Source organism: Burkholderia sp. PvR073, from assembly GCF_054055695.1.
This window is the reverse complement of record NZ_JBSRXO010000003.1, coordinates 537266-558920: the sequence shown is the minus strand read 5'-3', so window position 1 is coordinate 558920 and position 21655 is coordinate 537266. Positions and strand designations below refer to the sequence as shown.

The 21655-nt window shown below is 60.6% G+C and carries 17 protein-coding genes, 1 rRNA gene and 1 pseudogene; 8 read left to right on the top strand and 11 right to left on the bottom strand.

Annotated features, from left to right (window positions below):
- Together rrf and ACVK00_RS14305 are read left to right on the top strand one after the other, a co-directional pair.
- Window positions 1–84, top strand: a 5S ribosomal RNA gene (gene rrf, locus ACVK00_RS14310); the annotation flags it as partial.
- 255 nt (window positions 85–339) lie between these two features.
- The gene (locus tag ACVK00_RS14305) at window positions 340–624 is read left to right on the top strand and encodes a hypothetical protein (protein WP_284899287.1); all 285 of its coding nucleotides are present in this window, start codon (window positions 340–342) and stop codon (window positions 622–624) included.
- A 653-nt stretch (window positions 625–1277) separates the two neighbouring features.
- Here the strand turns inward: ACVK00_RS14305 and ACVK00_RS14300 are convergent.
- From ACVK00_RS14300 to dnaA, 9 genes and pseudogenes are all read right to left on the bottom strand, one after another.
- On the bottom strand, window positions 1278–2288 hold the full coding sequence (locus ACVK00_RS14300; protein WP_284899288.1) for an Abi family protein: 1011 nt from the start codon (window positions 2286–2288) through the stop codon (window positions 1278–1280).
- Window positions 2289–2411: 123 nt separating this feature from the next.
- A complete protein-coding gene (locus ACVK00_RS14295) occupies window positions 2412–3875 on the bottom strand; it encodes an HsdM family class I SAM-dependent methyltransferase (RefSeq protein WP_284899289.1) in 1464 nt (487 codons plus the stop codon).
- Complete coding sequence (locus ACVK00_RS14290) at window positions 3868–4458, bottom strand: restriction endonuclease subunit S (protein ID WP_284899290.1); 591 nt, start codon at window positions 4456–4458, stop codon at window positions 3868–3870. The genes ACVK00_RS14295 and ACVK00_RS14290 overlap by 8 nt, the downstream gene beginning before the upstream one ends.
- 196 nt (window positions 4459–4654) lie before the next feature.
- Window positions 4655–6235 (bottom strand): DUF2357 domain-containing protein, encoded by a 1581-nt coding sequence (locus tag ACVK00_RS14285; protein WP_284899291.1) that lies wholly within the window; start codon window positions 6233–6235, stop codon window positions 4655–4657.
- A complete protein-coding gene (locus ACVK00_RS14280) occupies window positions 6232–8499 on the bottom strand; it encodes an McrB family protein (protein WP_284899292.1) in 2268 nt (755 codons plus the stop codon). The genes ACVK00_RS14285 and ACVK00_RS14280 overlap by 4 nt, the downstream gene beginning before the upstream one ends.
- 317 nt (window positions 8500–8816) lie before the next feature.
- Window positions 8817–9887 (bottom strand): annotated as a pseudogene (locus ACVK00_RS14275) (type I restriction endonuclease subunit R); the annotation flags it as partial.
- A gap of 426 nt (window positions 9888–10313) precedes the next feature.
- On the bottom strand, window positions 10314–12788 hold the full coding sequence (gene gyrB / locus ACVK00_RS14270; protein WP_284900039.1) for a DNA topoisomerase (ATP-hydrolyzing) subunit B: 2475 nt from the start codon (window positions 12786–12788) through the stop codon (window positions 10314–10316).
- A gap of 205 nt (window positions 12789–12993) precedes the next feature.
- Window positions 12994–14100 carry a DNA polymerase III subunit beta gene (gene dnaN / locus ACVK00_RS14265; RefSeq protein ID WP_006750113.1) on the bottom strand — a complete coding sequence of 369 codons (1107 nt, stop codon included), beginning with the start codon at window positions 14098–14100 and terminating at the stop codon, window positions 12994–12996.
- A 168-nt stretch (window positions 14101–14268) separates the two neighbouring features.
- Entirely contained in the window at window positions 14269–15846 is a 1578-nt protein-coding gene (gene dnaA, locus ACVK00_RS14260; RefSeq protein WP_219847169.1) for a chromosomal replication initiator protein DnaA, read from the bottom strand.
- Between the two features lie 420 nt (window positions 15847–16266).
- Between dnaA and rpmH the strand changes: the two genes are divergently transcribed.
- The 4 genes from rpmH to yidC all read left to right on the top strand — a co-directional run bounded on the left by rpmH (window position 16267) and on the right by yidC (window position 18893).
- On the top strand, window positions 16267–16401 hold the full coding sequence (gene rpmH, locus ACVK00_RS14255) for a 50S ribosomal protein L34 (protein ID WP_004198824.1): 135 nt from the start codon (window positions 16267–16269) through the stop codon (window positions 16399–16401).
- A gap of 15 nt (window positions 16402–16416) precedes the next feature.
- Complete coding sequence (gene rnpA, locus ACVK00_RS14250; protein WP_284899600.1) at window positions 16417–16878, top strand: ribonuclease P protein component; 462 nt, start codon at window positions 16417–16419, stop codon at window positions 16876–16878.
- A 75-nt stretch (window positions 16879–16953) separates the two neighbouring features.
- A complete protein-coding gene (gene yidD / locus ACVK00_RS14245; RefSeq protein ID WP_006750110.1) occupies window positions 16954–17220 on the top strand; it encodes a membrane protein insertion efficiency factor YidD in 267 nt (88 codons plus the stop codon).
- A gap of 8 nt (window positions 17221–17228) precedes the next feature.
- Window positions 17229–18893 carry a membrane protein insertase YidC gene (gene yidC, locus ACVK00_RS14240; protein WP_284899604.1) on the top strand — a complete coding sequence of 555 codons (1665 nt, stop codon included), beginning with the start codon at window positions 17229–17231 and terminating at the stop codon, window positions 18891–18893.
- 128 nt (window positions 18894–19021) lie between these two features.
- Here yidC and ACVK00_RS14235 read toward each other — a convergent pair whose 3' ends face one another.
- A complete protein-coding gene (locus ACVK00_RS14235; RefSeq protein WP_228906276.1) occupies window positions 19022–19459 on the bottom strand; it encodes a helix-turn-helix domain-containing protein in 438 nt (145 codons plus the stop codon).
- Window positions 19460–19797: 338 nt separating this feature from the next.
- On the opposite strand from ACVK00_RS14235, the gene mnmE reads away from it, so the two are divergent.
- Window positions 19798–21192, top strand: coding sequence for a tRNA uridine-5-carboxymethylaminomethyl(34) synthesis GTPase MnmE (gene mnmE / locus ACVK00_RS14230; RefSeq protein ID WP_284899607.1), 1395 nt, complete (start codon window positions 19798–19800; stop codon window positions 21190–21192).
- A 4-nt stretch (window positions 21193–21196) separates the two neighbouring features.
- Complete coding sequence (locus ACVK00_RS14225; protein WP_284899609.1) at window positions 21197–21355, top strand: hypothetical protein; 159 nt, start codon at window positions 21197–21199, stop codon at window positions 21353–21355.
- Window positions 21356–21430: 75 nt separating this feature from the next.
- On the opposite strand, the gene ACVK00_RS14220 is transcribed toward ACVK00_RS14225, so the two are convergent.
- A complete protein-coding gene (locus ACVK00_RS14220; RefSeq protein WP_006750105.1) occupies window positions 21431–21556 on the bottom strand; it encodes a hypothetical protein in 126 nt (41 codons plus the stop codon).
- Between the last annotated feature and the right edge of the window lie 99 nt (window positions 21557–21655).

Sequence of the window (21655 nt, the reverse complement as noted above, 5' to 3'; positions counted from 1 at the left end):
CCTTCCCATCCCGAACAGGACCGTGAAACGACTCTACGCCGATGATAGTGCGGATTCCCGTGTGAAAGTAGGTAATCGTCAGGCTCCCTAAGCCAGAAACCCCCGCCCGTAAAGGCGGGGGTTTTTGCATTTGTGGCACTGGAAATGCGGCTACAAGAGATCAGCACCATCGATCTGTGGGCCGTTGGTGTGACGGTTGTTGACGATAGCTGTTGAGAACTGCGCTGGTTTTCGCGCATGGAGAGACTTTCAGGACGCTGGCCATTACCGAGGCAGTGAGGGCCGCGTAAAGCGGCCCTTGCCCCTCTAGCGTGCGAATGGCCGCCGACAGTCCGGTTGATGGTAGGGCTGCTCGCGGAAATCAAGATCGCCATAGTGCGGCGTGATGTGGATTTGCCGGGTCTTGTGGTTGATCTCGAGATAGACGCGATCGCCAGGCTCGAATCCGAACAGCTTGAAGTGCGCGTCGATGACGGCCATCCAAGGCAGGTATGGCTAACCTCGTTTTGGTTTGTCAGGCGTGCTGCGGAGGATCATCTGAAGCACGGTTTTCGGGTCTTGCTGCTTGCGTTTACGGAACAGCGCTTTAATATTGGCGACAGCCATTTCCGACTCCTTGTGTGAGTTGGTTGTGGTCAGCGGGTCGTATGGGTGGCAGCCCATGCGGCCCGCGCTCTTACTGCTTTGCTCTCTCTTCAGTCTTCCTTCTAATTCGGGATTTCTAGCGAAACGATTTTCTCCATCGCGCGCGCTACAGACAGTTTAGTTCGTGGGGCATCTCATAAATCAATTTAATTGTCGGATAGCTAAATGGAGGATGCGCAAGGAGAGGGGGCAATTCGGTCGGAGAAGGACTTTCGTACTCGTCCAGTGGTTCGATGACGATGGGAATGATATGACTTCGCATGCCCAGTAAAACAACGCGAAGAATAGTAAGGTTTTATATCAAGACCGTAGAGTGCTCGGACAGAAAGTTGAGGTTCCCGGACTGGCTCACGATGTTGGTCTCTCGTTTTTGTTGCAGGAGCACTCTGCGCGAAACGGCCACGAGTGAAAATAGCCCCACAAATATTACAAAATAATTTCAACGCTTTGAGCTATGCTGTCGCGTTTTCATACAGCACTTTCACTCGATATGGCTGTAATTCACTGCGTACGAAAATCGGTTTCCTGGTCGGACCACTACGGAGTCCCGCACAGTTTTCGTCATTAACTTCGACAACAGTGCTCAAGCCGCTGTAGGATCGATGTGCGTTGCCACCCAACCGTGGACTGAATCAAGGGCCGAGGCCAGCCGTGAGTAACTCCGAGCTCACGGTCAAGTGTCCAATCAAACGTCGACCGTCCTTGACTAGCACGGGTTGCTTACGGCGCGCGGCGTAGCGCAAAGCCTTGCGCAGAGCGCGCAGGTTCCCCACATTGGACAGATCGATTTCCGCGGGAGGAAGGGTGCGCTTGTAGGCTTCAAGCGCTTCAGGTTGAAGCAAGTTCAGACAACGCAGATGCATATCGCTCGCGGCGTACTGCGCCGCGACGGTCGGTGAGAGCCAGGCCAGCAGCTCGATCACGCGACCGTACAGCAATTGCAGGCGAGCTAACGCCTCAGCGGGCGTTGATGGCGCGGGAGCCTGAATGGTCAAGGGCACGCCAGGCCGCGCGCGTCCCTCGTCCATCAGCGGGCCTAGCTTCCAGACTGGTTCATGATGAGCAATGCGATTGCGCAGCTCGTTGCATAGATCAAGCCGGGCGAACATGGCGTCGCGGTGTTTTTGCTTTGCCCAATGCGTGGCCTGGCGTTGCCGATGACCCGGCAAGACGTCGACGAGGATAGGTCCCCAGTCGACGGTCCGGTTGTGAACGTCCTTTCGCAAGTCCAGCAAATGGGGCCAGAATCCAAACGTCAGACGCGATACCACGTCATCGGGTGAAGGAGCCGGCACCCGGGGCAATAGCTGATGACCTCGTTTGTAGTGGGTGACGTCCGTGATCTTGGATCTCGAGTGAGCACCCAGCGCGACGTATGCGTACCAGTCTCTGGAGCCGTGGCCACCCACCGTGCCGTAACGCAAACTAATGGCGTGGTGGAACCGATTACGCAGTACAACCTCGACCTGGGAGATGGTGCGGAACAGCACGGCGCTCAAATCCTCGTTCCACTGATAGAGTCCGAGCGCCTGCGCATCGTCTGCGGCGCCGAAAAAGCTCCGATAGTTGCTCAGACGCGCGTGTGACAGAGCTTGGATACGCGCCAAGTTCCCCGAGGCATTGCCTTTGATCTGTTTGAGCATGCGTGTTATGATCCAGTTGTAAGCGCTTGGGTTAGATTGCTTGATAGCTCCCTCTTCGGACGGACATCAGGCTCCAAGACGCAAAAGAGGTGGCGGCCGCGCAAGCGGCCGTTTTCCTTTCCGCTACGCATGGCCGCCCCCCGCTATTAGCGCCGCCAACTTTGTTTCCAAATTTTCCAGCTCGACCGTAAGCCGCGCACGCTCCAAACGCAGAGCACTTAGGTCAATTTCCGACTCGATTTCAGTTGTATCGACATAGCGCGCGACGTTTAGATTGGAGTCATTCGCGGCAATCTCAGTCCGCGTCACCAGCCGCGCATACTGGCTGACATCCCTCCTGCCAAGGTAGGTGTCCTCGATCAAATCCAAGTCTGTCGGCCGCAGAACGTTCTGTATCTTGCCCGGTTGGTAAGAGCGGCTGGCATCGATGAACAGCACGCTGTCGTCCGCTCTGCTTTTGCGCAACACCAAGATCGCCACCGGTATGCTGGTGTTAGCGAACATCTTCGGCGGGAGTCCGATCACGGCGTCGATGAGATTTTCCTGAAGAAGTCGTTCTCGGATCTGGCCTTCAGCCGCCCCTCGGAACAGCACTCCATGGGAAACGACTACAGCCATGCGTCCCGTCTCCGGCTGCAGAGTTTCGACCATGTGACTAATAAACGCATAATCTCCAGACATACGGGGAGGCACTCCGCGCCAGTAGCGCTGGTGAGCATCACGTCCGGCACCTTCATGCCCCCAGTCCTTTAGAGAGAACGGTGGGCTAGACACAACGATCTCGAACTTCCTCAAGTGGCCACCAGCCCCAAGTAGCTTCGGATCACGCAAGGTGTCGCCCCATTCGAGCTGGTATTGGGTCTCGCCGTGCAAGACCATATTCATCCTCGCTAACGCCCAGGCGCTTCCATTCTTCTCCTGGCCGTATAGGTGACAAGCTCCGCGGCCCGACCGCTCATGCGCCAGTTGGCTGCAAGCAATCAGGAGTGAGCCGGAGCCGCAGCAAGGGTCGCTAATGGCATCTCCGTCCTCCGGTTGCACGAGGCGAGCTATCAACTGGCACATCTCGGAGGGAGTAAAGAACTCTGTGCCAAATTTTCCGCCGCCGGCAACGTACTTGATAATCGAATCACACGCATAAGCGACTGCTTCCGTCGCGTTCTCGCGATTTGCGCGAAAGTCCAGCGCGTTCGCGTGAAAGACGTCCAGCAACTGACAAAGCAAGCGGTCTTTCTGCTCTACGTTGCCCAAGGTGGTTGCATCGAAACTGATGACGTCAAAAGCTCCGCGCAATTCATCATTGGCTTGTTCGATCTCGCCAAGAGCCTTATCTATGCGACGACCGTTGCCCGATTCAAGCCTTGCCGACGATAGTGCATAGAAACTCGAGGCACTCGGTACGACGAAGCGCTGAGCATCGCCCCCCACATCGCCCAAATCGTTGGGGCTCCGGCCAATGTCCGAAACGTATTTCAGCAGAAGCATCGCCATCGTGAGGTCCTTTCCAGGACCACTGACGCCACGGAACAAATCACATGCTTGCCAAATGGCGCTCCGGATGGCGTGTTGTCGTTGCAGATCAAGCATGACGAATATCTCCCTCTTCCAGCATCCGCTTCGTCAAGTAGGCGATCTCAATCGTGTCCAGCTCGTTCAAGCGGTGTCGGATACTCACGATTTGTTGGGTGGTATGGTCCAACTCTGCGATTCGCTGCTGCCTAGATAGAGGAGGAACTTCCAATTCCAGCTTGAGCAAGGCGTTCTTCGTCATCGCCTTGATGCTGGTGCCTGTCAGCAACAGCGAGAATTTTGCCTGCGTTGATTTCTGATTCAGATACCAAACTAGGTAGCGGGCATCCAAACCGTTGCCCGGCCGGATCACGTTCAACTGCCCAACGGGGAACACCGGTTCCTCGCTTCCCTCGAATAGCCACGCCCTGTAATAGTCACCTCTCGATGGAATCACCACGTCACCTGGCTGCAAACAATATGAAAGGTATTTGTCGTCGACGACCACACGATGCAAGTCATCCCAACGCAAGGGCTGCCTCGACACCAGATCCTTGATAGCCAAGGCGCGCACATTGCCATTCGGATCTACTTGAGGCGCCTGATTCCGAAACGTCACGGCGGTTTGGACGCTGGCGAGTTCTGCGAGGTATGTGCTCATGATGTCAGAAGAGTTCTACTGTGTACGCGTCAAGTATAAGTTGATCTTGCGACGAATGCAAACAGTAGGTCTCTATGGCAATCGCAACCTACTGTGGGCAAGCGAGTGCGATTGCTAATGGCAAATCGGGGCGAATCAACACGTCGCCGCCGTCAGGCTCGACGGAGCTATCGTAGCTTTGCCGTCAGGGAAGAGATCACAAGGCGTTTCCCACTGCCCAGTTGGCGATTAAGTCCACGCAGCGCCCAACGCCCGGTCCTCCAGGCGAGAAGTGACAAATTGTGCCGACTCCGTGCTCGAGAAGGAATGAGTCTGCTTCTAAGTGCGGAACGTCCGCCATCGCTGGTAATAGAAGCGCACAGAAGTTCGGCTTCTGCTGTCTGACCCGCAAGGAATCGTGGTAAATGTGAGCCGATGCCATGGCCTCAAGGACGTTGTCCCTTTTACTTCGAAATTTCGCATCGAGCACGAGGAAATCCAATCTACTCGCACTTCGGACAACGATGACGATATCCGGAATTCGGAGGCGCGAGAGGCTCCAACCCACCCGATTGGAGGGGGGCCCGCCAGCGGTGAAGTTCGCCTGGAAGTGTGCTTCGATTCGAATCCCGCTACTCAACTCCAGCTCGTAGGATTCGGAGGCACTTACAACGCCGCTCCCGATGGCCCTCCAGTCGAAGTGGTCAAACCTCTCGGCGAGCTTCGATAGTATATGGACGAAACACCACGTCTCGTAGATACCCCACGTCGGACTGACGTGCAAATGGTCTCGTGAACGCGAGCCTTCCACGCCACGAATCAGTGCCCGCGTGCCGTGCCGGAAGGCACTACTGTAGGTCGGTTGTGCGGAAATCTGGGTCAGGCTGGCTGCTGACGTCTCCAATCGGGACACACTGCAGAACGGTTCTCTGGTTAGCAGAGCCTTCGCCTCCGTCAGAAGATTGCGAAGGAAATGCTCTCGTCTTGGGCGTCGGCACTTCTGTTCCTCTGGGTCCCCGCCAAGCCGACCTTGCGCCACGGCGTCGAGCAACATAGACGCTTGCGCTGTCAATCGCGTCACGAGTGCCTTTAGCGCGCGATTTGACGGCGTGTCAAAGGTTGGCGTCGCCGTCGACGTCCCGACATGCAGTAAATCGAGTGACATAGGCTCCGCCGTGCGGCCGGCGACAGCGGCGGCAATCAGTGGTTCACGCAGAGCAAGTGGATGAAGGCGCTTAACACGCGCGAGTGAAACTCGACGCTCTGCCTGGAGGAGAGACCGGTGCGGGGCGCGGCATATTTTCCGGACTTCGCGCAGGAACTCCGGAGCATAAAGCCTGAGCCTGGCCAATCGGACGAGAGTTTCAAGCGTGTTGCTTCCCGCGCTGTCGCCAAACTCCATAGCTGCACTTGAACTTCCTAGAAGGAGAGACGCGCGAAATTTTTGAATCTCACCAACCATTGCGTCAAACTGCTCGTCGGCAACCTTCTCAGTTGATGGCCCTACAAATGCGAAATACGTCGCGTCGCTCGCGGCGGACGATGCCACGACAATCTGGACGCGGCCGGCAAAGAATGCTGCGGTCCACTCGTATCGACCATCGTCGCCCTGTCGAACTTCCACGTCGTCGACAAATATTCGCGCATTATCGACCCCGTCAACCTCCAAGATGCACCTCTCGCTTTCCCGCAGTCCATAGATAGTGTCGCCCGGTCGGTACGTTGCGGACGTGTTGCCCCCGCAGGATGAATGCACGACTAAGCTTGGGCCGGTTCCGCCTTGCTTGACGAATGTCATCGCCAGAATCTCGCTGCCCCCGTTTCCTTCAGGTCCGCAACTAGTGTCGATATTTTTCCTGCAGAACGCTTCAGGTCACGTTTCAGCAGGACTGCATGCGCAGAATTGAGGGCGAGATGAAACCGTTCTGTGCTCTCGCCACGCAGCTTAGGAAGTATTTTCGCGTAGACAACCGCATCGAGTGCATTGATTTCTGTGTCGCCCGCTTCGATGGCCAGCCGCAGGAATCTCAACACATCCTCTATCGTTCGCCACCCAAAGTGAAGCCTTACCGGTGCGAGCGCCGTGCTCAAATCCCCGAGCAGATTCTTCACGGAAGTCTGCAAACTGGCCGGTAGCTCGAACTTGTCCCATCCGGGGAATTCGTCGACGCTAACGTTCCAGAATTCTAGAGTAAATGCACGGTCGAGTACTTTGTCCGACAGCCCATGAGTAGTCTCATCCATATTAAGTGTTCCGATAATGGCGAGATTGGATGGGTATTGGACCCGACGGGGAACGTCGGTTACGCCCTCTGGCAGTTCGTGCAGGTCAATCCATCCGCGGGTTTCCATTGCCGACAACAGCGGGGCCAGATACTGCTCGGGATGTGACAGGTTCATTTCGTCGAGGATGATTACGTATGGGCGCTCAGGGTCGCGTGCCGCGCGCAGCAAAAGCTCAAGAAACGGGGCAGAGCAGTATTGTTGGCTCAACGGACTGACGTATCCGAAAAGCGGCGTTGGGTCGAACCAGCCTGGTTGTACGGGAATGATGCGCACACGTTCGGTTTGGCCATTCTCGGCTTGGCAAGCAGCGAGGCCATATTGCCAGGCGAGTTGAGTCTTTCCGGACCCCGATATGCCCGTCAGTACAGCGAAGTGGCGGACGGGATGTGACCACAATCCAACGTGCAGCTGCCGAACCAAATCTGTTGGCAACAGAAGTTTGCCTTGATTGATGAGTTCGAGTCTGTGTAAGACCTCAACAAAACGAGGCGCTTCGGCCGTTGCGATAACTGCGTCGAGCGGTGGTTGTACTGGCGCGTCGACGATTTTCAGTGATTCAGGGGACCAAATGACCTTGTTCGCCCACGTTCTTCCACGGTCAGTAAGGGAACATTTGCGTGCTTGGTTCTGCTGAATAACCTCGAAACTTGTCAACCATGCAATTATTGAGCGCGGCATAAAATCCGACGTCCACCCCGGGTTCACCTCCTTCAGATTCTCTGTCAAGTCCACGAGAGCGAGTGGCCCACCTTCGAGAGCCTTTATGACATGGTCGACACCGAGAATCTTGGTTAGCAAATGATCGGCAAATTCGTCCGGGTCCCTAGTCTCTAGGAGATTGAGGCCGCGAGCGTTCAGGCGATACATGTCACCGTCTCGGACGCACAAGTCGAACTCCCTAGCGACCGTATTGATGACCGTACCAAGGCTATTTTCCGATAGGTCGGGGTTGCTTCGTCGCACCTCATCGACGAACTCCTCTCGGGTCAGACCGTCCTGCAGTACCTGCACAAATTCCAGGAGCGTTCCGAAGTTGCCCTTGATGGCCGTAAGCCCTTTCCGTCTTAGAGCTGCCGGTAACGGATGTAGTCCGTCCGTGGAGGAGGCTGCCTCGTTTGTAGAGGACGACTCGGCGACCGATGGGGATTCGTCGGCGATGTATTCATACAAAAACCACGGCAACGAGAGTCTGTCTAGCTCACCAGTTGAACCCCCTGGGACGACGGGTCCGAGAAGCGCTTCAAGGCGGCGCTTAATTGCGATATGCGCATGGACAGGGTGGTCGCTTGCGATACCTCCCAGCGCTCGATGGAGGAACTTGAGCTTACCAACATCCGCCAGGGTCGTGAAATATTGTGGGAATCTTGCACACATCACTCGATTAAGTTTCAGGCGTGCGACGCGCCCGCACTTTTCCCCTAATCGACGCACAAGTTCTTTATAGAGACCAGTTAGCTGCGCCTCCGCCTGCGCCGCGTTCTCTGGCAAAGGCTCGGTGAATGCTTCGCTGAACCACTTTCGGAACTCTGGATCATCGAGTGCCGGACCCACTTTCACGCTGCCCATTCCCGTGGAAGACACCGATTCATTGCTCCACAACTCTTCAAGAAACTCGCGGTTTTCAAAGTCGGCACGCGTCGCTGCCGCCACTTGCTCCAAGTGAGCCTTGAGTTCTGGATACCATGATTTCGCAGCAGCGGTTGCTGCGGATATAGAGACTGTGACAGCTTCGGTCAACGCGGTATCGGAAGTCAGGTCGCGATTTTTGTCTTTCACTTGAGTGGGATTCCGTTGAAGTGAGCACTCGGTTATCGCCGCAAGTCTGCGGCTTTCGAATATACACTGGTGGACAGCCCAATCCGGCTAGGCAAGGCGGGCGAGCCAACCCCCTAGACGCGCGAAAATGGCCGAGCGGCCTGCGCCACCGCTCAGGAAGGCATCTCTATCACTGAATATTTGTTACCCAGGGTATGAGCAACTCTGATTGCTTCACTCCCGCACTTTGGTCCACAAATCAGCACAACACGAGAATAGCGCTGCGGCAGGCTCGGTGAGGTTGCCAATACTGGCAACCTGCCCCAATCGTTTCCGGCTTATGCTCCCGGCCGTGGCGATGCGCCTGACCGGGCACGCAGAGCCTCGTAGAGTTGGGCCGGTCCCAGCAAGATGTCCTTCAGTCCGTCGCGCACGCGTTCCGAATCGAGCGCCTGCTTACTCATGGTGGTATGCGCATCGAAGGCGTCGATGATGGCGCGCGTCAGCGCGCTAGCCAGGTCGGGGGAGTTCGCAAACTGCTCTTTGCTGTTGATTGCGGCCTGCTGCACCAGCACTTCATTTTCCAGCAGCTTGCCTTTGAGCACCCCGTTCACGTACATGAGCTGGTCGTCATCGGTCAGTTCGCCGTCGAACAGGCCGTTGACCTTCTGGATGATTTCATCGAGGAACGCCTTTTCCTTCTCCTGGACCGCACCGCTGCCGACCCCATCCATCGGCGGCAGCTTTGGCGCCTCACCGTGACCGAGATTCAGGGGCTGGCGGCCAGTGTTTCTCAGACTGTGGTGCGTCAGCGTGACCTTGGACAGGTCCACGGTGTCGCGCTCACGGCCGAATTCCAGCAGCGGGATGAGCCGCTTGTAGAACAGGAAGCGCTTTTCGATATCGGTATTGCCGTAGTCGAAAATCTGCGACAGGAACGAGTAGAGACGCACGAACGCCCCCATGTCATTCTTGAATAGGACCAACGCATCGAGCGTGTCCTTGGCGGCCTGAGCGGCCTTGCCGTCGTGCTGCGCTTCCGCTGCGGCCTTGTCCTGCTGCATGGCCTTGTAGCGCTTGAGCAGCCGGTCGGCCACTGGCGCGATGGCAGCCTGCAGCTGCGCCTGAGTACCTTTCGGGTCGAGCTCGACCCGGGCGACGCGGTCAATCTCGAAGTCGTCGTAATAGCCGGCCGCATCGAGCTTGGCGCGCAGGTCGTAGATGTGATGCGGGTCGGTGGTGGCCTCCAGTTCGGCGGTCTCGTAATACGTCTTGAATGCGTTCAGGACTTCGCCCGCATCGTTGACGAAGTCGAGGATGTAGGTGGTGTCCTTGCCCGGATGTGCACGGTTGAGGCGTGACAGCGTCTGCACGGCCTGGATGCCGCCGAGCATCTTGTCGACGTACATCTGCGACGCCAGCAGCGCTTCTGTATCGATTTCACCGCCGTCCTGCAGCACGGCCCATTCCTCGGCCGACAGCAACTGCTTGAGCTTGGCCGCGGCCTCGCCGGTCTGCGAGCTGTGGGCCTCATCGGCTACGGCGCTACCGCGGCGGACAGGACGTAGGCTACTTACGCAGGCCGAATCGCTTTCAGTACACTAGGCTGAAGCACACGCGAGAACCGCGGACAAAGGCAGGGGAGTCGAGGTAGGAAAGCCTCGCTAACTATTGGCGAGATCCAAAAAACAACGGCCACCTCAACACGGTGGCCGTTGTTCCAGCGGCTGTGACGTCACTAGATGCCGTCATGAATCTATCGGAGCACATCCATCAATAAATATCTCAATGGATGCTTCCCAAAATCTCAGGTTATGGCTCCCGCTACACACCGCTTAAACGTCAATATTCCCCGCCCGCAACGCATTGCTCTCAATAAACGCCCGCCGCGGCTCGACATCATCCCCCATGAGGGTAGTAAAGATCCCATCCGCCGCAATCGCGTCTTCGATCTGCACCCGCAGCAGTCGCCGCACAGCCGGATCCATAGTCGTTTCCCACAGCTGCCCCGGGTTCATCTCTCCCAGCCCCTTATACCGCTGCTTCGACACGTTCCGCTCGGCATCGGCAAGTAGCCACTTCATCGCGCTCTTGAAGTCCGACACAGCCATACTGCGCTCACCACGCTTGATGACCGCACCTTCGCCAATAAGCCCCTTGAACGTATCCGCGGTGGTCACAAGCTGCTGATAATCCGCCGTGTGCTGGAATTCCTGGTCGATGACCGAAACCCGCACGTTCCCGTGATGCGTCCGCTCGATATGCAGCGACCGTTGTTCACGAACCGGGTCATACGAAGGCACCACACGAACTTCGTTCTTCAGCGCATCATCATGCAGCGCGGCATGCAGAGCCTTCGCCGAAGCCTCAGTCGAAGCCTCATTGGAAAGATCGATCGCCACCCCGTCCATGACCGCTTCAAGCGCGGCCGGATCATACAACCGGCTCAACCGCTCGATCACGCTCTTCGACAGCAGGTACGACCGCGCCAGCTCCCCGAGCGCATCGCCGGAAATCGCCGCCGCATTCTCGCCGGGCACCAGTTCCGACCCTTGCAGCGCCAACCGCAGCATATGCGCGTTCAGCTCCGTATCGTCCTTCAGATACCGCTCGTCCTTGCCCGCCTTGATCTTGTAAAGCGGCGGCTGCGCGATATACACATACCCGCGCTCGATCATGTCCGGCATCTGGCGATAGAGGAACGTGAGCAGCAGCGTCCGGATGTGCGCACCGTCGACGTCCGCGTCGGTCATGATGATGATGCGGTGATAGCGGAGCTTGTCGAGGTTGTAATCCTCCTTGCCAATCCCGCACCCGAGCGCAGTGACCAAAGTGACGATCTGCTCCGACGACAGCAGCTTGTCGTAGCGGGCCTTCTCGACGTTCAGCACCTTGCCGCGCAGCGGCAGGATGGCCTGGAACTTCCGGTCACGCCCTTGCTTGGCCGAACCACCTGCCGAGTCGCCCTCGACGATGTAGATTTCGCACTTCGCCGGGTCTTTCTCCTGGCAGTCCGCGAGCTTGCCCGGCAGGCCGACGCCGTCGAGCACGCCCTTGCGGCGCGTCATTTCGCGCGCCTTGCGTGCCGCATCGCGCGCACGCGCGGCTTCGACGATCTTCCCGCAGATGATCTTCGCGTCGAGCGGCGTTTCGAGCAGGAACTCTTCCAGCGCCTTCGCGACGACTTCTTCAACCGGCGCCCGCACTTCGGACGACACCAGCTTGTCCTTCGTCTGCGAACTGAACTTCGGCTCCGGCACCTTCACCGACAGCACGCACGACAACCCTTCGCGCATGTCGTCGCCGGTCGTCTCGACCTTCGCCTTCTTCGCGATTTCGTTATCGGTGATGTACTTGTTGATGACGCGCGTCATCGCGGCCCGCAGGCCGGTCAGGTGCGTGCCGCCGTCGCGCTGCGGAATGTTGTTCGTGAAGCACAGCACGTTCTCGTTGTAGCTGTCGTTCCACTGCATCGCGACTTCGACGCCCACGCCATCCTTCTCGCCGTTGGCGTGGAAAATGGTCGGGTGCAGGTTGGTCTTCGTCTTGTTGATGTACTCGACGAAACCCTTCACACCGCCGGCGAACGCGAAATCGTCTTCCTTGCCCGAACGCAGGTCGGTGAGGCGAATCCGCACGCCGTTGTTCAGGAACGAGAGCTCGCGCATCCGCTTCGCGAGGATGTCGTAGTGATATTCAACCGTGCCGAAAATCGTCGGATCGGCCATGAAGTGCACTTCGGTGCCGCGGTTCTCGGTGTCGCCGGTCACCAGCATCGGCGACACTTCCACGCCGTCCACCTTCTCGAGCACACGCTCCTGCGCGACGCCGCGATGGAACTCCATGAAATGCTTCTTGCCGTTGCGGCGCACGGTGAGGCGCAGCCAGCTCGACAGCGCGTTCACGCACGACACGCCCACGCCGTGCAGGCCGCCGGACACCTTGTAGCTGTTCTGGTCGAACTTGCCGCCAGCGTGCAGCTCTGTCATCACGATCTCGGCGGCGCTGCGCTTCGGCTCGTGCTTGTCGTTCATCTTCACGTCGGTCGGAATCCCGCGGCCGTTGTCGGTCACGGAAATCGAGTTGTCGGCGTGAATCGTCACGTGGATGTCGTTGCAGTAGCCGGCCAGCGCTTCGTCGATCGAGTTGTCGAGCACCTCGAACACGAGGTGGTGCAGACCGGTGCCATCCGACGTGTCGCCGATGTACATCCCGGGGCGCTTGCGCACCGCTTCCAGACCTTCGAGGATCTGGATCGACGAAGCGCCGTAGCTGCTGTTATCGGGTTGCGAATTGTGCTGTTCACTCATGGATATCTTCCGGTTCTGCGAGGCCACTCTCGTGGCGGCGCGGTGCGTTTCAGCGAGGGAAAGCGCGGGGCCGCCCAGGCCGGCCGCTCCAGTTTCCTGGCCCGCCCGAGGCGCCGAAAGGCACCAAAGGGACGGGTTGTCGGTTCGCCATAAAAACGCCAAAGGGGCTTGCCGCCCCCTGGTGTGTGTTGCGATGTCGAGCGCGTCAGATGCGCATCGGCATCACGACATACTTGAACTCTTCGTTCTCGGGCACGGTGATCAGCGCGCTCGAGCTGGCGTCGCCGAGGCTCACCTGCACGGTGTCGACCTTCAGGTTCGCGAGCACGTCGAGCAGATACGTGACGTTGAAGCCGATGTCGACGGTATCGCCCTGGTACGCGATTTCCAGTTCTTCCTGCGCCTCTTCCTGATCGGCGTTGGTCGACATGATCTTCAGCTGGCCCGGCGCGATGATGCAGCGCACGCCCTTGAATTTGTCGGACGTCAGGATCGCCGCACGTTGCAGCGAACGCTGCAGCTCTTCACGGCCGATCTCGAACGTGTTCTTGTGCGCCTTCGGGATCACGCGCTGGAAGTCGGGGAACTTGCCCTCGACCAGCTTCGACACGAGCTCGACCTGGCCGAACGTGAACTTGGCCTGCGTTTGCGCGATGTCGATGGTGACGGTGTCGTCGATATCTTCGAGCAGGCGCTGCAGCTCGAGAATCGTCTTGCGCGGCACGATCACTTCCTGGCGGCCGAACGTGCCGCCTTCAAGCTTCATCGACGAGAACGCGAGGCGGTGGCCGTCGGTGGCCACGGCCATCAGCTGGTCGCCGTCGACGACGAGCAGCATGCCGTTCAGGTAGTAGCGGATGTCCTGCTGCGCCATCGCGAAGTGCACCATGCCGAGCAGCTGGCGGAACGACTTCTGCGGGACGGTCAGGGTCGCGCCGAAATCCTTCGCCTGCGCGACGGTCGGGAACTCGTCGGCCGCGAGCGTCTGCAGTGCGAAGCGGCTCTTGCCCGATTGAACGGTGAGGCGCTTGTCGGCGAGCGACAGCGTGACCTGGCCGTCAGGCATCGCGCGCAGGATGTCGAGCAGCTTGCGGGCCGCGACGGTGGTGGCCACCTGGTCGCCGCCGACGCCGAAATCGGCGCGCGTGGTGATCTGCAGCTCCAGGTCGGTCGACAGGAAAGAAACGTCCGGGCCGTTCTTGGTGATCAGCAGGTTGGCGAGGATCGGCAACGTATGGCGGCGTTCGACGATGCCGCTGACCGTTTGCAGCGGCCTGAGGAGTGTGTCTCGTTCGGTCTTGACCAGTTGCATAGAGTTCCTTCGTTGAGTAACGGCCTGCAGCGCAGCAGCCACGCAGCGCCCCGCCAGCCGGGCTCTTGGCCGGCCGCCGCCGGGGCGGTCAAACCTGTATTGTGCCTCAAAACCGAACCGCCCCCCTTAATTTGGGGCGGATGCCGAATTATCAAGCGCGCCGCGCGCTCAGCCCTTCAGCGTCTGCTCCAGCACGTGCAGCTCGTGGTTGAGCTGCGCGTCCTTGCTGCGCTCGTCGGCGATCTTGCGCACGGCATGCAGCACGGTGGTGTGGTCGCGCCCCCCGAACAGCTCGCCGATCTCGGGCAGGCTCTTCTGCGTGAGTTCCTTCGCCAGGTACATCGCGATCTGCCGCGGCCGCGCGATGTTCGCGGGACGCTTCTTCGAATACATGTCGGCGACCTTGATGTTGTAGAAGTCGGCGACGGTCTTCTGGATGTTCTCGACCGAAATCTGCCGGTTCTGCACGGTCAGCAGGTCCTTCAGCGCTTCCTTGGTCAGCTCGATCGAGATCTCGCGGCCGTGGAACTTCGAATACGCGAGGATCTTGCGCAGCGCGCCTTCGAGTTCGCGCACGTTCGAGCGCAGGTGCTTCGCGACGAAGAACGCGACGTCTTCCGACAGGTTCACGCCTTCCGACTGCGCCTTGCGCATCAGGATCGCCACGCGCATCTCGAGCTCGGGCGGTTCGATCGCGACGGTGAGGCCGGAGTCGAAGCGCGAGATCAGGCGATCGTCGATGCCCGAGATCTCCTTCGGGTACGTGTCGCTGGTGATGATCACCTGCGCCTTGTTCGCGACGAGCGCCTCGAACGCGTAGAAGAATTCCTCTTGCGTGCGCGACTTGCCGGAGAAGAACTGGATATCGTCGATCAGCAGCAGGTCGAGCGAGTGGTAGTAGCGCTTGAAGTCGTCGAACGCCTTGCGCTGGTATGCCTTTACCACGTCGGACACGTATTGCTCGGCGTGGATGTAGCGGATCCGCGCGCCGGCCTTGTCGAGCAGCAGCTGGTTGCCGATCGCGTGGATCAGGTGAGTCTTGCCGAGGCCGACGCCGCCGTACAGGAACAGCGGGTTGTACGAGATGCCGGGGTTGTCCGCGACCTGGATCGCGGCGGCGCGTGCGAGCTGGTTCGCTTTACCGGTCACGAAGTTGTCGAACGTGAGCACCGGGTTCAGCTTCGAACGTTCGTACATCGAATCGGCTTCACCGCCGTTCGCGGGCGCGGCGCCGGGGCCCGGACGCCAGGTACGGCGCCCGGCGGCCGCTTCGTGCGCGGGCAGGCTCGGCAGGTCGATGTCGGCGTCATCGGCGTTCAGGTGGTGCGCGGCGGCTGCCGACGCCGTCATCGGCACGTCGGCCGGCGCGCTGGGCGCTGCACCGGCATTCGCGGCCAGGTTGGCGGCGATCGCGGCGACCGTCGCGGCGGGGCCGTTCGGTGTCAGCGGCGCGCGCTGGGCGGCCGGCGCGGCGCTCGCGGCGGCGCTGCGCATGCCGGCTTTCGGATCGAGGACGAACTGGACTTCGATCGGCGCATTCCAGAAATCCCGGGCCAGATCGGAGATCCGGCCCGAAAACTGGCTCTTGACCCAGTCCAGCTTGAAGCGGTTCGGCGCGGCGATGGACAGCGTGTTCGCTGACGCATCGAAGGCCACCGGGGCCAAGGGTTTGATCCACGTCACGTACTGCTGGGGCGTCAGCTCGCGCTCCAGCAGTGCGGAACAGTGTTGCCAGAAATCGTTCATCAAGTAGCTGTCGTTTTTTGCATGCACAGCGCGGCTCGCCGGCGCCCTTGTCGCTGTGGCGCAACAAGGCCCGAAGCGGTCGTGCGAGCGTGCGTCGGACGCCTGCGTCACAGTCGTGGAGGGGCAGGCGGGGCCGAAGCGGCGTGCGGGATTCTTGGAGATAAGGCGAGATTCTAACGCCAAACGCGGCCACAGCGGGACTTATCCACAGGCTGGGGTTGTGGGTCGCGGGGTCGGATCGGCAGGGGCCGGCACAGGCGGACGACTCCTAAAGTATTGACCGCCAAGAGAAAAACGGTTTAAATAGCGGGTTCCGCGAAAACCAATCCTGTATTCCCGGCGATTGCGTTCGCCCGAATGCCTCCGGTTAAGGGCACGCGGTCCCCTGAATTTCGACATTCTCGAACAAGTGAGAACATCATGAAACGTACTTACCAACCGTCCGTGACGCGCCGCAAGCGCACCCATGGCTTCCGTGTCCGCATGAAGACGGCAGGTGGCCGCAAGGTCATCAACGCTCGCCGCGCGAAGGGCCGCAAGCGCCTCGCCATCTAAGGCAGGTTGCGCGCTGTGTCCGCCGTCCGCAGTCCTGCGGAAGGTACCGTCGAGCCGGGTGCGAATCCGTCGCAGACGAAAGCCGCCTTCCCGAAAGCTGCGCGACTTCTGAAAACGGATGAATTTTCATCCGTTTTTCGTTTGCGCCCCTGGCGGCGCTCCGCGCACTTCGTGATCTACGGCAAGCCGACCGGTCAGCCTGCCCGTTTGGGGCTCGTCGTCGGCAAGAAGTATGCGCCGCGTGCAGTAACACGTAACCTCGTGAAGCGGCTGGCGCGCGACGCGTTTCGCTTGCGCCGGGCCGAATTCGCCGGTTACGACCTGCTGCTGCGGCAGCACACGCGCTTCGACAAGAAAGCGCTGCCGAGCGCGGCTTCCGCCCCGCTCGCGGCGATGTGCGCGACCGAAATCCGCGAACTGCTCGACAGGGCAGTCCGGGAGATCGCGCGCCGGGCGTCGAAGCCCGCGTCCGAGTGACGCATCCGTGCCCGGTGCGGCGTTCGCGCCTGCCCGGCCGGTTTTGACGCGGCGTCGAACGGCGCCGCCCAAGGTATGGAAACGGTATTGATCGCCTTGCTGCGCTTCTACAAGGTTGCCGTGAGCCCTATGCTCGGCAACCGTTGCCGTTTTTATCCTTCCTGTTCGGATTACGCGCGCGAGGCAATCCAGTATCATGGCGCCGCGCGCGGCACGTATCTCGCCGTCAGGCGCGTGTGCCGATGCCATCCGTTTTCCGCGGGCGGCATCGACCTCGTCCCGCCGCCTAACTCCGACACTCGCGCTCGCGGCGAAGCCGACGCGCGGTCCCATCGACTCTGAGACAACGCATGGATATCAAACGCACCGTCCTATGGGTGATCTTCTTCATGTCAGCTGTCATGCTGTACGACAACTGGCAGCGCTCCCATGGACGCCCGTCGATGTTCTTCCCGAGCGCCACGCAGACGGCCCCCGCCGCTGCCGGCGGCGCATCGGGCACGGGCGCGACGACGACGACCGCAGGTGAAGCGCCTGCCGCCGCAGCGGGCACCGCACCGTCGACGACGGCACCGGCCGCGCAGGCGCAGCTCGTGAAGTTCTCGACCGACGTCTATGACGGCGAAATCGACACGCGCGGCGGCACGCTCGCGAAGCTGACGCTGAAGAAGCAGGGCGACGGCAAGCAGCCCGACCTGTACATCACGCTGTTCGACCACACGGCCGGCCACACGTACCTCGCGCGCACGGGCCTGCTCGGCGGCGACTTCCCGAACCACAACGACGTCTACACGCAGGTCAATGCGGGCACGACGTCGCTGACGGGCGACCAGAACGCGCTGAAGCTGTCGTTCGAATCGCCGGTGAAGGGCGGCGTGAAGGTCGTGAAGACCTACACGTTCACACGCGGCAGCTACGTGATCGGCGTCGACACCAAGATCGACAACTTTGGCACGGCACCCGTCACGCCGACGGTCTACATGGAACTGGTGCGCGACAACACGGCTGTCGAAACGCCGATGTTCTCGCATACGTTCCTCGGGCCGGCGGTCTACACGGACGCGAAGCACTTCCAGAAGATCGATTTCAGCGACCTCGACAAGAACAAGGCGAACTTCGAGAAGGCGGCTGACAACGGCTGGGTCGCGATGGTGCAGCACTACTTCGCGTCGGCCTGGATTCCGCAGCAGGGCGCGAAGCGCGACATCTACGCTGAAAAGATCGATCCGGCGCTGTATCGCGTCGGCGTGAAGCAGCCGGTCGCCGCGATCGCTCCGGGCCAGTCGGCCGACGTGCAGGCGCGCCTGTTCGCCGGTCCGGAAGAAGAGCGCATGCTCGAAGGCATCGCGCCGGGCCTGGAACTCGTGAAGGACTACGGCTGGGTGACGATCATCGCGAAGCCGCTGTTCTGGCTGCTCGAGAAGATCCACGGCTTCGTCGGCAACTGGGGCTGGGCGATCGTGCTGCTGACGGTGCTGATCAAGGCCGTGTTCTTCCCGCTGTCGGCCGCGAGCTACAAGTCGATGGCGCGCATGAAGGAAATCACGCCGCGCATGCAGGCGCTGCGCGAACGCTTCAAGAGCGATCCGCAGAAGATGAACTCGGCGCTGATGGAGCTTTACAAGACCGAGAAGGTCAATCCGTTCGGCGGCTGCCTGCCGGTCGTGATCCAGATCCCGGTGTTCATCTCGCTGTACTGGGTGCTGCTCGCGTCGGTCGAAATGCGCGGTGCGCCGTGGATTCTGTGGATTCACGACCTGTCGCAGCGCGATCCGTTCTTCATCCTGCCGGTGCTGATGGCCGTCTCGATGTTCGTGCAGACGAGCCTGAACCCGACGCCGCCGGACCCGGTCCAGGCGAAGATGATGAAGTTCATGCCGATCGCGTTCTCGGTGATGTTCTTCTTCTTCCCGGCTGGCCTGGTGCTGTACTACGTCGTGAACAACGTGCTGTCGATCGCGCAGCAGTACTACATCACGCGCAAGCTCGGCGGGGTCAAGAAGAAGCCGGCCTGACGCCCGTGGCACACGCGGGCGGCCCGCCGCCCGCGATGCACGCAAAAAAGCCGCATGGTGCGATCCATGCGGCTTTTTAGTTTCCGGCAGGTGGCGCGGTGGCGTGCGCGTACGTGGGCCGCTGCCGTTCAGGCCTTCTTCGCTTCGATTTTCGATTCGCCGCCGTAGAACTGCTCGATCAGCTCCTGAACGAGGTAACGCTGATGCGGCGGCAGCGCCTCGATCTTCGACGCGAGTTCGATCGTCTCGGGTGTCGGCGGATAGCGCTCGTCACGCGGCAGCGGTTGCGGCGTCGTGTGCTCGATCACGCTCGGCGATGGGCCGTAGTGCAACCAGTGCAGCTCCACGCGCAACCAGCTGGCGAGCGTTTCGAGTTTGTCCGGCGTCGGAATCGTGCGGCCCGTCAGCCATTTGTGCGCGGTTTGCGGCGAAACCGGCTGCGCACCGCGGTGACGCAGATTGAACCGGTTCGCGAGCTCCGTCGCACCGGTGATCTTCTCCGGGCTGCGCCGCAAGGCGAATTTCAGGCGTTCCGAGAACGCTGCTTTTTCTTCGGGTGTCGGCATGGGGGTGATTGTGCAATTCCACCGACGCGTCTCAGACAACCATATAAGCTAAACATAGCCTATTTAGATGAATCCCAACCTGCCACGGAGCGTACGGCAAAATTGGGGGCCCCAGTATCGAGCCACTCGGACAGGCATATTCGTCCGAAATGGACAGTATGTGGCTGCCCGGGATTGATACTTGACTTAGCTCCGTCGGGATAAATTCGGCCGAGTTCGAAACCGAGGTGGCGTCCGGTGGCGTGCGGGCCGGCACGCTACAATGCCGGCGTCTCGATGCCCGAACTGTTGCGCGGGCGCACCATTCACTGTCTGCTTACCCGATTCGTCCGATTCCCATGCTCGCTACCGATTCCGATCCGATCGTCGCCATTGCCACTGCTGCCGGCCGGGGCGGCATCGGCGTCGTCCGCGTGTCGTTCGGGCGCGGCGGCGAGGCGGCCGCGTTGCCGCTGATCGACGCGTTGTGCGGGCAGCGGCTCGCGCCGCGCCATGCGAGCTACGTGCCGTTCCTCGACGAGCACGGCGCGCCGCTCGACCGCGGGATCGCACTGTATTTCCCCGCGCCGCATTCGTACACCGGCGAGCACGTGCTGGAACTGCAGGGGCATGGCGGGCCGATCGTGATGCAGCTGCTGCTGCAGCGCTGCCTGGATGCAGGGCGCGGCTTCGGGCTGCGGCTCGCACAGCCGGGCGAGTTCACGCGGCGCGCGTTCCTGAACGACAAGCTCGATCTCGCGCAGGCCGAGGCGGTCGCCGACCTGATCGAGGCGAGCACCGAAGCGGCGGCGCGCTCGGCCGGGCGCTCGCTCGATGGCGCGTTCTCGCGGCAGATTCATGCGTTGGTCGAGGACGTGATCACGCTGCGGATGCTGGTCGAGGCGACGCTCGATTTCCCGGAAGAGGAAATCGACTTCCTGGAAGCGGCCGATGCGCGCGGCAAGCTCGCGAAGATCCGCGAGCAGCTCGCGCACGTGCTCGGCGACGCGCGGCAGGGTGCGCTGCTGCGCGAGGGGCTGTCGGTCGTGCTGGCGGGGCAGCCGAACGTCGGCAAGTCGTCGCTGCTGAATGCGCTCGCCGGCGCGGAGCTGGCGATCGTCACGCCGATCGCGGGCACGACGCGCGACAAGGTCGCGCAGACGATCCAGGTCGAGGGGATTCCGCTGCACATCATCGATACGGCCGGGCTGCGCGAGACGGAGGACGAAGTCGAGCGGATCGGGATCGCGCGCACCTGGAGCGAGATCGAGCGCGCGGACGTCGTGCTGCATCTGCTCGATTCGCGCACGGGGATGACGCCGGATGACGAGGTGATCGCCGCGCGGTTTCCGGGCGGCGTGCCGGTGGTGCGCGTGCTGAACAAGACGGATCTCACCGGCGTGCCGGCGTGCGTTGAACATCCGGCGGCGAAAGGCGATCTGACCGAGGTGCATCTGTCGGCGAAGCGCGGCGACGGGATCGACATGCTGCGCGCGGAGCTGCTGCGGATCGCCGGGTGGCAGGCAGGGGCCGAAGGGGTGTATCTCGCGCGCGAGCGGCATCTGATCGCGCTGCGGGCCGCGCAGGAGCATCTTGCACAGGCGGCGGATCATGCGGAGCAGCGGGCGCAGGCGCTCGATCTGTTTGCGGAGGAACTACGGCTCGCGCAGGAACAGCTCAATGCGATTACCGGGGAATTCACTTCCGATGATCTGCTGGGGGTTATCTTTAGCCGGTTCTGTATCGGGAAGTGAGCGCATGCTCTCACGACAGCCTGACGGTGCGGACATTCCCTGTTCGCCCGGTAATCCCGTCAAGGACGGGAACCAGGATGCGCGGCTCGAGCGTCTTCACGGCGAAACGCTCGCTGCGCTACAGGTATTTCTGATGCATGCGGAGCCGATCAAGCCGGCTTGATCAGGTTGCGGCCCGGACCGTCGATGCTGCTCGCTACACCTTGCATGCCGACGCGTCCGAACCTCGTTACCGTCATCAATCCCAATGCCGATGATGATGGTAATACCCGCCACCACCGTAATACCCGCCGCCATCCGGCACCACGATGCAGCCGCTCAACAGCACGGCCACACCGGCAATCAGCAAAAGAGTTTTCTTCATCGCGTTCACCTGCTCGGATTCGAGATGAACCGAGCATAGCGAGCGCGCTCAACACGGCGTGTAAGCGATCGTTTCCCCGTGCCGGATTCCGTAACGGCG